Source organism: Novosphingobium sp. HII-3, assembly GCF_002916655.1.
GTDB lineage: Bacteria > Pseudomonadota > Alphaproteobacteria > Sphingomonadales > Sphingomonadaceae > Novosphingobium > Novosphingobium panipatense.
On sequence record NZ_PPSM01000048.1, the window covers coordinates 1 to 10,837 of the forward strand.

Annotated in this window: 9 protein-coding genes and 1 pseudogene; 2 read left to right on the forward strand and 8 right to left on the reverse strand. The window is 59.7% G+C overall.

The features are described from left to right. Positions 1–569 precede the first annotated feature (569 nt). The 7 genes from C2R25_RS16025 to C2R25_RS16055 all read right to left on the reverse strand — a co-directional run bounded on the left by C2R25_RS16025 (position 570) and on the right by C2R25_RS16055 (position 9,169). Positions 570–1,922 carry an HlyD family type I secretion periplasmic adaptor subunit gene (locus C2R25_RS16025; protein WP_233204067.1) on the reverse strand — a complete coding sequence of 451 codons (1,353 nt, stop codon included), beginning with the start codon at positions 1,920–1,922 and terminating at the stop codon, positions 570–572. 5 nt (positions 1,923–1,927) lie between these two features. Continuing rightward, positions 1,928–3,658 carry a type I secretion system permease/ATPase gene (locus C2R25_RS16030; RefSeq protein ID WP_103730175.1) on the reverse strand — a complete coding sequence of 577 codons (1,731 nt, stop codon included), beginning with the start codon at positions 3,656–3,658 and terminating at the stop codon, positions 1,928–1,930. A 77-nt stretch (positions 3,659–3,735) separates the two neighbouring features. Further along, positions 3,736–5,337, reverse strand: a complete 1,602-nt coding sequence (locus C2R25_RS16035) for a TolC family outer membrane protein (protein WP_103730176.1) — start codon at positions 5,335–5,337, stop codon at positions 3,736–3,738. Further along, entirely contained in the window at positions 5,334–6,593 is a 1,260-nt protein-coding gene (locus tag C2R25_RS16040) for a cell wall hydrolase (protein WP_103730177.1), read from the reverse strand. Before C2R25_RS16040 ends, C2R25_RS16035 begins: the two co-directional genes overlap by 4 nt. After that, a complete protein-coding gene (locus C2R25_RS16045) occupies positions 6,590–7,909 on the reverse strand; it encodes an outer membrane beta-barrel protein (RefSeq protein ID WP_103730178.1) in 1,320 nt (439 codons plus the stop codon). The genes C2R25_RS16040 and C2R25_RS16045 overlap by 4 nt, the downstream gene beginning before the upstream one ends. Before the next feature lie 3 nt (positions 7,910–7,912). Then, positions 7,913–8,494: a polysaccharide biosynthesis/export family protein gene (locus C2R25_RS16050; RefSeq protein ID WP_233204073.1), complete on the reverse strand. Its 582-nt coding sequence runs from the start codon at positions 8,492–8,494 to the stop codon at positions 7,913–7,915. A gap of 234 nt (positions 8,495–8,728) precedes the next feature. Then, positions 8,729–9,169 (reverse strand): hypothetical protein, encoded by a 441-nt coding sequence (locus C2R25_RS16055; RefSeq protein WP_103730179.1) that lies wholly within the window; start codon positions 9,167–9,169, stop codon positions 8,729–8,731. Between the two features lie 135 nt (positions 9,170–9,304). Here C2R25_RS16055 and C2R25_RS20275 point away from each other — a divergent pair, with 135 nt between their 5' ends. Together C2R25_RS20275 and C2R25_RS16060 are read left to right on the forward strand one after the other, a co-directional pair. Next, positions 9,305–9,646 (forward strand): hypothetical protein, encoded by a 342-nt coding sequence (locus C2R25_RS20275; RefSeq protein ID WP_146049679.1) that lies wholly within the window; start codon positions 9,305–9,307, stop codon positions 9,644–9,646. A 209-nt stretch (positions 9,647–9,855) separates the two neighbouring features. After that, entirely contained in the window at positions 9,856–10,650 is a 795-nt protein-coding gene (locus tag C2R25_RS16060) for a polysaccharide pyruvyl transferase family protein (protein WP_255400468.1), read from the forward strand. 75 nt (positions 10,651–10,725) lie between these two features. Here C2R25_RS16060 and C2R25_RS16065 read toward each other — a convergent pair. Next, positions 10,726–10,837: pseudogene (locus C2R25_RS16065) on the reverse strand (IS5/IS1182 family transposase); the annotation flags it as partial.

The window sequence follows — 10,837 nt, forward strand, 5'->3', positions numbered from 1 at the left end:
CTTCCGCTCCGCTACAGCCGCTTCCCCGCTGCCGAGAGCGTCCAGCCTCAACCATGAGGCTTTTTATTCAAACCAACTGGCCCCTTTTTAAACCGGTGCCTGGCCCAATTTTATCCCGGCGTTGACAGGAGAGCGACGAGGAGTGACAGATGCCTTCGCCTCTGCGTTCTCGAAATGCCGCGACACAGCTTCCATTGATCCACCCGCAAGAACGATACCGGATATTCGTTGAGCCTCCGGTCTTGGTTGATGGCATGGTAATGAGTGTTAAGAGGTCGTCAATAAGGGTATGTTTCGATGCGGTGTGACTATTTGATCCGATTGCAACCAGTTAATCGGAAATTGAGGTGGATGTTTGAAACGACAGAGGTTGATTGGCCGCGGTTTCGCTACATTCATTATTTCGTCCGGTCGACGGCTGCCAAAATTTAATCCTTCACGGTGGACCAAAAAGGCTTCCCCGCACCTCGCGATCGGAGCACCTTTCAGAGGTGCACAGTACAGGCGCAGTCCGAATCACGATCTCAAGAGGTCATCTGCCGGAAGCGACAAGGAAAGGCGCAAGCCCATCAGCCTTCCCGGAACGCACGGGCAAGCTGATCAGTGAGCGGCTTGAGGATATAGTCAAGCATCGTGCGGCTAGTCGTCTGAATGAAGGTTTCGACCGGCATGCCGGGCCGCAGCCTCAATTCGCCCAGCTTCTCCCGCTCACCCGCGTTCAGTTTCACCCGGACGCGATAGTAGGCGCTGCGCGTCGCTTCGTCCTCTACCCGATCGGCAGAAACATGTATCACAGTGCCGGCGAGTTCGGGCGTGGTCCGGGACGAAAAAGCACTGAAGCGGAGCCTCGCGTTTAGTCCTTCACGAACCTGATCGATGTCGGCGGGAGAAACGGTGGCTTCCACAACCATGGCGTCATTGTCCGGCACAAGCTCCAGGATTGTCTGTCCCGGAGGAACTATGCCGCCGACCGTCCGGACGGCGAGCTTGTCGATGGTGCCTGACTCAGGCGCACGAATAATGGATCGCTCATAGCTGTCGTCCGCCGCAACCTGCGCGCGGCGAAGTTCGCTGATGCGGGTCAGTACATCCATCAGTTCCGCAGCGGCGGAGCTTCGTGCATCGGCTTCCAACGAGGACATCTGCAAACGGAGCTCGCGAATGCGGGCTCGACCGGAAAGAACGGTTTCCTGCGCGCTGCGAACCTCGGACGTCAGGCCTGAAGCGGACCGTTCAAGGGAATTGAGGCGATCCAGCGTGGTGTACCGCTTCTCATAGAGCTTGCGCGTTGCCGCGAGTTCCTCATTGATGAAATTGGCTTGGCTGGCGTAGCTCGTCGCCTTGCTTCGCGCGCTGGCTACGTCCGCGTCGGTCTGGCCGATCCGCTGGGTGAGCTGTGCAGCCATGGACCTCCGGGCATCAATACGAAGATGGAAAACCCTGCGCTCCTGTTCCATGAGCGATGCAACGTTTCTATCGGCTTGCTGACGTATCAGGTCGGCTGGAAAGGTGATCGTTGTTGTCCCGTCCCGTTCGGCCGTGAGCCGTGCCGCCCGGGCGAGCAGCTGAAGCACGTTTTCGCCTGTGTAATTGGCGTTCGCGCTGCTTACCTTGGAATCCAGCCGGATCAGTGGTTGACCCTTGCGCACATGATCGCCGTCGCGAGCCATTATTTCCGCCACGACGCCGCCCGATGGATGACCGATTTGCTTCACGTAACTGGCGACGGTGACCTCGCCAGGCCCCATTACGGCGCCGGTAATCGGCAGAAGAGCAGCCAGGCCACCAAGACCAGCCACCAGGGCTCCACACAGCCAAAGGCCAAGGCGCACATCGCGCCGCAGACTGCGCTCCGGATCGTAGCGGACGGAGGCAGGCGAGAGCGCAGAAAAGGCGGGCCGCATGATGATCTCGTCAGGCACAGCGTCTACTCGCCAAGATGTTCCGGGGCGCGTTGCGGCGGAGGTGCGAAGTTGATGCGCTTCAGCATTTCCGCGCGCTCTCCCATCTGCAGCATGTGTCCGTCAGCCATGATCAGGATGTGATCGGCCTGCGCAAAGACGGCAGGGCGATGGCCCACGATCACCACGATCGCGCCCCGCTCCTTCGCGGCAGCAATTGCCGCAAGAAGGGCGTTTTCCCCCGCAGCGTCCAAGTTGGAGTTCGGTTCGTCCAGCACGATCAGGAAGGGATCGTCGTAGAGCGCGCGAGCAAGAGCGATGCGCTGCTTCTGGCCCCCCGACAGGCCTCCGCCGTTCGCGCCGCCCAGGACGAAGCCGTAGCCTTCTGCGAGGGACACGATAATATCATGCACATCGGCAGCTTTCGCAGCGGCGATCACCTTTTCCGACGTCGCTTCAGGATCAAAGCGGGCGATGTTGTCGGCGATGGTGCCTTCAAACAGCTCTATAGCCTGGGGAACATAGCCTATGTCACGGCCCAGATGTTCGGGATCCCACTGCTCCAACGAAGCGCCGTCGAGGCGCACCGCCCCTCGCAGCAGGGGCCATGCCCCCGTTATGGCTCGCATGAGAGAGGATTTGCCCGAACCACTGTGACCGATAACGGCCAGGGCTTGGCCGGCGGACAAGCGAAAGGACACACCGGTCGCAGTGATCTTCTGGCGCCCCGGAGGCCCGCAAACCACCTCTTGCACCTCGAGGGACCGGCTGGGGCGAGGCAGAGGCATCGGCGGTTCTGCAGGTTTTATCTTGCCCAGCAGGCTCATCAGGCGTCGCCATGCCTGCCCCGCTTCTATCATCGGCTTCCATTGCGCGATCGCTTGTTCGACCGGCATCAGGGCACGGGCGCTGAGAATGGACCCGGCAATTATCACACCGCCAGTTGCGTCGTTGTCTATGACGAGGAAGGCGCCGATGGCCAGCACGAACGATTGCAGGAAGAGGCGAAAGGCCTTGCCGACAACCTGTGTACGGCCCGAGACGTCGGCGAGTTCATCGTGAGCCGCAATCAGGTTGAGGCTGACTGCTGCCCAACTGGCGCGCCATCGCCCACCCATGCCCAGCACGCGCAGCACTTCGCTGTTCCGGCGAACATCCTCAGCTATCGTAAAACGCGATCCCGCGATGGCGGCCGCTCGCAGGGCGGGCTGACGGGTGCGTCGATCACCGACCAGCATCAGGGTTACGATTACGAGCACCCCTGCGAGCGTGGCTACTCCAAGAGCCCAGTGGAACAGCATAAGGATCGCCAGGAACAGAACGACATAGGGAAGGTCCAGCAAGGCCAGAGGCCCGGTGCCGATGATGTACGAGCGAACAAGGTCAAGATCACGGACCGGTGCTGATCCAGACGGCAGCGGACCGACTTCCCGCTCGTAGTGACTGATGATGTCATAGAGCCGACTGCAAAGCCTCTGATCCGCCTTGGCACCGGCATGAAGCAGCACTCGGGAGCGGATAAGATCGATAGAACCCTGGAACAGGTAAGCGACCGTCACCATCAGCAGCAGCCCTGCCAGCGTCGCACCGCTCCGGCTGGCGAGAACGTCATCGTAGACCAGCAGCATGAAGAACGATCCGGACAGCAGCAACACGTTGAACACCGCGCTGAAGATCATGACAGGCCAAAGCACAGGCAGCGCGATCGACAGCATGCCGCTGATTTCCGGGGAGAGCTTGTCCTGACTGAGAAGCATTCAGCATATCCCGATGAGAGTGGAGGAAGCGGTGCTGCGAGGAGCCGGCGCAATCGGAAGAAGGTTCGCACTGCTCCTCATGGCCGCTCGAACTCGGAAGGCATTTCGTGTCCCTCCTCCTGGGATTGCTCGACGGTGACGGGTGTCGGGTTGAAGTTGTCGCTGTATGTGATTGCATCCAGCACTTCGATGGCCGGTCCAGTCGGGAACCCCATCCAGCCTGGTGTGGTGTAAGCTTTGGGGCGAAATTCCGCAGCTTCTCCGGCGAACGTCTCGATGCGGAGTTGGCCCATGGTGCCTAACAGCATGGCGTGCTGGATGTACAATTGCGCTTCGGCCTGAGCCTGCGCTTGTTGCGAGTTCAGCAGATCACGTGCCGTATCCAGAAGGTCGAGCGAGGTTATCTGCCCACCAAGCTGCTGCTGCTGTGCGCCTTGAAAGGCCATATCTGCAGAAGACACGGCCCGGGCATAGGCTGGAAGCGCGCGGCGAGTAGCGGCTAGCTGATCCCAGTAGGTTGCGATATCCTCACGCACATCGCGGATCGCCTGTTGAAGCTGCTGGTTTGCGCTGTCCGCAATCTGAGCAGCCTCCCGAACGCGGGAGGACAAAAGGCCGGAAGAGTACAATGGAATCGTAAGCCCAGCCTGAACCTGAAGCGTGACTTCACTGGGATCTCCATTCTCAATCGTCAGAGGCGTGCGGGCGAGGCTTCCCTGAAGACTGACATAGGGACGTGTGTTGCTGCGGGCCTGTCCCAGTCGAGCCTGAGCGGCGACCAGATCATAGCGCGCCGACTGTAATAAGGGACTGGATTGCACGCCCTGAGTTTGCGCCTCTTCGAGCGTGCGGGGAAGCGGCGGCAGTTGCGGAAGCGGGGCCAGATTCTCGGGATAACGGCCCACGACATTGCGGAAGCGATTGCGGCTGGACAGCAAGGCTCCTTGCGCAAGATCGAGTTGGGCCTGTCCGCTGAAAATGCGTGTCCGCGTTTGCTGGAGATCCGTTTCGGTTGCATAGCGCGCTGCGTAGCGGGCATCGATCTGATCAAGTTGCGCGGTCAACTGGCCGAGATTGGAGCGCGCGATTGCGACGAGCTTCTCGTCCCTCAACACTGAGGCGTAGGCGATGATGATGTTGGCCATCAGGTCCTGCTCTGCAGCCTGCAGGTCCGCGACCGAGGATCCGTAATCGGCCGCCGACAGGCGCCGTTGGGCCGTCAGACGACCGAATGTGAACAGTGGTTGATCGAGCGTAAGGGATAGCACCGGCGTGAAGCCGTCCTGTCGCAGAACGGTCGCGCCATTCTGTCGCACGCGCCGCGCTGCATAGCCGTAGCTGGCATCGGCATTCAGAGTGGGACCGAACTGCGCATGCGCCTGACCTACCCTTTCCTGCGCAGCGCGACTGGACGCGCGGCTTGCCTCTACCGCCGGGTTTCCGCGGCAGGCCTCTGCAATGACATCCGCCAGCGTCTCGGCTGCTGCCGGCACACTGATGAGCATGAGGGCAGGGCAGAAGCAAAGGATGCGTCGCCCCAGCGGCTGCGCGGAAAGTATGATTGAATTCCACTGCCAATGTCCGCAGACCTGCCTGCTTGGCTTCAACCTCGACAAGCCAGCGAGGCGCGGACGGGCACGCATGGAGACGGCAGACACGGCTGCGTGCTTGTTCATCATGAGGCCCGCGAAAGGTCACCTTGGAAGGTGATCCAGCGGCGGTTCTTGTCAGAAATACATTCGCCGTTCGTGGGTCTGTTAAACCGCAGGCAATCCCAAAGCACCACCTCCACACCGGTGCGGCTGTCGCGCACATAGAGAAACGCCACGGTGCGGATGATGGGTGCTTCGGGGGAGCCGAACGCCGCCGAACGCCGATCCCATCCGACAATCTTGCAGTAGATCTGTCCGGCGCAGGTTTCGAGTCCGGCGAGGGCTAGGCGCCCACCATCGCCGCCGCCGTCCACGAGGATAAAGTGGTCTCCTTCGCGCGGGGCCAGCGTTTCACCGACGGGCCGGCTTAATTCAACCATTTGCTTCGTCTCTGAAACTGCAGAGGAGATGCCACGCCGATGCGCCGGAGAGAGGGATTGAAGTCTCGGCTCGAAGCTCTCTTGCCCAACGTAAAGTGCCCTGAACGCCGATTGACGGCCCCATCGTCCTTGCCATCGGAAAAACAGGTGAGTGCCGATCTGGGCTATCTTGTCGAGTTTGGTGCTCCAGTAGGGATGAACCCAGTCGGTGTGATAGTGCGTCGCCATGCCGACCGGAGGGTATGTCTCACCCCGGAGAAAGGATGCCGCGGTTTCACGCGCGCGGTGCCATGCACCTGCCGAGGGGATGCGGGCCAGGGCGCCGTCGCACGTGAAGGTAAACTGGCAACCGGAGCGGCGTTCCGCTCCCTGGTAAACGACGCCGCAAACCGAGTGGGGAAAGGCGGGGTGCCGCACCCGATTGAGAACGACCTGCGCAACCGCTGCTTGACCGGTGCGGTCGTCACCCGCTTCGTAAAGCACTGCGCTGGCGAGGCAATCGAGCGCGCGCGTGTAAGCAGCGTCCTGTGGCTGGATGCGAAACGGTGCGGGGCGATCAATTCCGGTTGGGCTAAAAGGGACGGCTGCGTTTAAGGCGCGCGCCTTCTCTCGATCCAGAGGTGGGGGAGAATCGGAACTTGTCAGCGCAGTCGGGTCGGGCGGGGATAGGGCCAGCGCCGACTTCTGCAATGTCGTATGGCGGAAAGGCGGCACACCCCCCGTCACGAGTTTTGACGATGCACGTTCAAGGCAGGAGCCGGTCAAAACAATGCTGAGAAAAGCTGCCGTGAACAGCCACACGAAACGGGCGATGGCGAAGCGGGTGGCGATCACCTCATCTTCGCAGTTTCCTTCCTCCCGCTGTGTTTCGCCTTGTAGGGCGGCCGAGGGCAGGCTCCTCATCGCGCCAACGTGAAGGAAAGGAGGCCAGCGACCTGCGAATAGGAGTTGAACGGCGCCGCTCCGACAGCCGTTCGACGAACAACGCCGAGACTAGCGTCAAACGAGAGCCAGCGGTTCACCCGCAAACGCGGTCCGCCTCTCAGCTCCCAACGGCGGCCTGAGTAGTTTACCTTCGCATAGTCTTCCAGGCTGAAGCTCGCCGATCCGATCCATGACAGACTGCGCCGCATCTCGTATTCGACTTTAAGCTGAGCATTCGTCAGCGTGACGGTTCCCACCAGGTTGTATGGATTGATAGTATTGCTTTGCTCCACGAACCCGCGGAATGCCAAAGTCCGGGTTGGAAAATACCTGAGGTCGGCGGATACCGCGAGTCCCTGTACTGATCCAAGTGCCGGGTTGCGGAAGTCATAGGCGCGATAGCCCAGGCCGACCTGAGCGAGCAGTGCGCGGCTCACTTCGTATCGGACCCCGGCGGTCATGACGTAATTGTCGGCGTCACGGTCTCCCGCTCTGGGAGAATGCTCATAATCGAAGTGCTTGTACTCTCCCGAGCCATAAATGGAGGTACGGCTGCTGACTTCGTATGCAAGACGAGCCTGGGCACCGAGCCGGTCCAGATTTCGGAAGCGTTCATTCGGCCCCAGAGCGGGGGCGGTATCAACATCGTCATACCGCAGGCGCACACCGCTCACTTCTGCGCTGATTTGAAGCCGGTTGAAGCGAACTTGGCCGATGGTTGATCCATGGGTGACACCGCGCATCAGGGGGGCTCCGCGCAGAAGATCGTTTTCTGCGGTTCCGCGTTGAACAATTTCACGCCGGAAGCCGAACGCGGCCGACAACGAGCCTTTGCTCTCATCCCCGAGTGCTCCTGCTGCCTCCAGCGAGTATTCGGAGGTATTCTGGTCCTGCAGATTGAAGTAGCGGCTGAGGCGTGCACCGCCATCGAGCGAAAGGCGACGGGTGCCATCTTCGTGCTGGATCCGCACGCGTGGTTCTACCACGAACGCGAGGTCGGCCTTCTTGGAGTGTGCACGGGCAAAGACATTGTCATCTGCGCGCAGGCCGAACATGACGGAAGGCAACGCATCAAGGCCGGCGAAATTGTAGCCGATCGGATCGTAGTCGGGCAGGGCCCGGCGACCCGGCACGTCGTCAGGCTCATTCATCGGGAGGGCTGTGGTCTGCGCCGTGGCTGCCTGAGACCAACCCAGGGGCAAAGACCATAGCGCAAGCAGTCGTAAGCGCCTGCTTCGGCAGCCTGCGACTTTGGTTGGTGACGCCGCAACACGTGAATTGAGCAAGCCGCGCATCGCTTAGAACCGCCGCTCAAGGATGCGAATGGTGTCGCCGGGTTGAACGGGTGTCGTGCCGTCCAGGCGGTATAGGATTTCGGCCTTCCCGTCCTTGTGCAGTATATAAACGCGTCGATCATCTGCGCGATAGGTGAAACCCTGCGCCTTTGCGACCGAACTGAAAACCGTCAGACCTTCGACGAAAGGGTACTCGCCTGGTTTGTTCACTTCTCCCAGAATATAGTAAGGGCGCAAGTTGAGGACATCGATCGACACGCTCGGCTTGTCTATGTAGCCCCTGCTCAAGGCTGTAGTCAGGCGTTCCGCAAGCTCGGATGTGCTGAGTCCTTTCGCGGCAACGGCGCCAATCAACGGGAAGGCGATCATTCCGGTTCCGTCGACGAGATAGTCGCCGGTCAGCTTATCCTCACCATAGACGATGATGCGGAGCCTGTCTCCGGCACCGAGTGTATAGCGCGCGTCAGCCGCAGAGAGGGACAGCTCCGGAAGTGCGTTCACACTGGTGCATCCCGGCACGCCGCAGATGAACAAAGCGGCAGAGACGATTTTTTTCCAAGATTGCATGCGCTCTTCTTTCGCCATGAGGCCGTTCCTTGATGCCTCACACTGACGCACTGATACGACTGGTACAAAGAGGGAACAATCGGTTTTGGTGTTAAATTCACATCACCTGAGTCGCTGCGTCGCCCTGATTGGCAGGGTTGCACAAGTATTCGGCGTGCGACTCCTGATTATTCAACGAATAGTATCGAACGAGAGGAGCCGTGCTCCCCTCGTTCAATGAGGTGATAAATTGCAGTCATATTGATGCTTGTTTTAATTGTAGAAGTTGTAGTCACCGAGGACGAGTTGGTTGCTATTGATCGATCCGACTGCGATGATGTAGTCCAGCCCCGTATTGGTGGAGTGAATGGAGTAGAAGTGCGCAGTCGTGTCGCCGTCGGGATTTTCCGAGTTCTTGCCGTAGCCGACGAACGTCAGCGTGGAGCCTGATCCGAAGCCGTCGAGATAGAGGAAGTCGTTGTTGCCCGCTTCGTAGACGCCGGCTCCATGGAAGTCCCAGATGACGTCCTGTGCGTTGCTGATCGACCCCGTGGTGCTGGCCAGGTCCGCATTCATATCGGACAGCCGGATGACGAAAGCATCGCTGCCGCCGCCGCCGTACATATAGTCAACGTCCTTACCGCCGGCGATCGCATCCTTACCGCTGGTGCCGCCAAGAAAATCGATCGCATCTGTGCCAATGCTGAATGCCATAGCTTCCTCCTACTGGTGCGAATATCTGCCGCCACTGACCACGCTGGTTTCAGCAACCTGATCCGGAAGTGTGCAGACCACCTCCTGGCCACGAATAAGGTCATCCGCGGCATCAGGTGTGTACAGGTAAAATCTTTGTCCAATCAATTTAGGAGAAATACGTCCTTTACGGCGGAATCAACTTTATTTGGCTGGAAACGGATTGATCATAATCTTTATCGGCAGGATTTGGTGCGCCATACCAAAGTTGAAGAACGGCTATTCAACGATATTGTCAGGAATTCAGGCGCAATGAGACGTGACGTGAAAAACACGACCAAAATGGGTCTTTCGTATCGCGGCCGGGTCTTAGGGAAATACCCGGCGAGCAGCCCTCTCGTTCCGCGCATCACGCTGCGCCAGATTTTTACCGATGACTCCGAAGACGCTTGTTTCGGCTACGACGCCAAAGAACCGGGCTTTGGTGGCGGGCGATGAAACTGCTGCATCATCGGCCAAAGGTTCCAAACTTTGGTGACGATCTGAACGCGATCTTGTGGCCTGCGCTGGTCCCTTCCCTGTTGGGGGCCCTTAGCCAGGAGGCGGGTGATGATTCGGCATTCGTTGGGATCGGTACGATCGTCGGGATCGATCCCGGAGACGCGCAGTGCTTGCATGTATTTTCAAGCGGAGTTGGTTACACGTCGATGGACGCATGGATTGGTCGTAGCGTGGAATATCACTGCGTCCGGGGACCGTTCAGCGCCAGAGTTCTTGGTCTCCCCGACAGCGCATCGCTTACGGATGGCGCCATTCTGACGCCCCTGATGTCGGAGTTTCACTTATCGGCCAGTACCGCTCGCGCCGGTACCATCGTCATCCCTCATTTCGAGACCGTCGCCTTTCCAGGCTGGCCGGCGGCAGCCAAAATGGCTGGGTTCGACCTTGTGGATCCTCGCCAACCCCCGGCAGTGGTGATCTCCAGGATCGCTCAAGCAAAGCTGGTTCTCACCGAATCGCTCCATGGCGCCATTCTGGCGGACGCCTTTGGCGTTCCCTGGCGGCCGTTTGCAGTTTCACGCAATTTCTCCAAGGCTAAGTGGGCGGACTGGGCCGGGTCTCTGAACCTGCGGGTTGCGGTCGCTGTCATTCCTCCGCCTGATGCCGTGACGCTTCTGCGTTACGGTAAGCCGCCTGAGCCGTTCGGCACGTTCTTCCCTCTCGATCTGGAAACCGCCTGCCGGGAGTTTCGCTCACGCATTGCTCCGCCTCGGCCGCAGGGCTGGATGAAGACAGCGGGAAAGGGCGTCCTTGGACGGCTACCGGCCGCGCGCAAACTGCTCGGCTTTAGCGCTGCGCGAACGGCGGAAGCCTTGACCAAACTGGCTGAGGGCGCCCCTCTTCTGAGCGATCCCGCAAAGCGGGAGGATTTGCGCAGTGCGATGCTCGCCAGACTGGATGCGCTGGCGAAACGGCATGGCGCGTCGCTTGCCATAGCCTGAACTCCGGCCCCCCGCAGGACGCCATGATCGCAAGATCAATCGCTCCACAGTGTTTTGTACTAGGGCGTGGACTCATTACGCATTGCACCACAGCCTGACGCATATGAGCTTGATGGCCGCGAGATAGTTGGCAGCATCCTTGTCATATCGGGTGGCGATGCCCCGGAACTGCTTGATCCGATTGAAG

Bases quoted from the DNA above. Each gene is read 5' to 3' on its own strand.
- C2R25_RS16030 (WP_103730175.1), bottom strand. From the start codon at position 3,658: ATGCTTCTCAGTCAGGACAAGCTCTCCCCGGAAATCAGCGGCATGCTG.
- C2R25_RS16035 (WP_103730176.1), bottom strand. From the start codon at position 5,337: ATGATGAACAAGCACGCAGCCGTGTCTGCCGTCTCCATGCGTGCCCGT.
- C2R25_RS16040 (WP_103730177.1), bottom strand. From the start codon at position 6,593: ATGAGGAGCCTGCCCTCGGCCGCCCTACAAGGCGAAACACAGCGGGAG.
- C2R25_RS16045 (WP_103730178.1), bottom strand. From the start codon at position 7,909: ATGCGCGGCTTGCTCAATTCACGTGTTGCGGCGTCACCAACCAAAGTC.
- C2R25_RS16050 (WP_233204073.1), bottom strand. From the start codon at position 8,494: ATGGCGAAAGAAGAGCGCATGCAATCTTGGAAAAAAATCGTCTCTGCC.
- C2R25_RS16055 (WP_103730179.1), bottom strand. From the start codon at position 9,169: ATGGCATTCAGCATTGGCACAGATGCGATCGATTTTCTTGGCGGCACC.
- C2R25_RS16060 (WP_255400468.1), top strand. From the start codon at position 9,856: ATGGACGCATGGATTGGTCGTAGCGTGGAATATCACTGCGTCCGGGGA.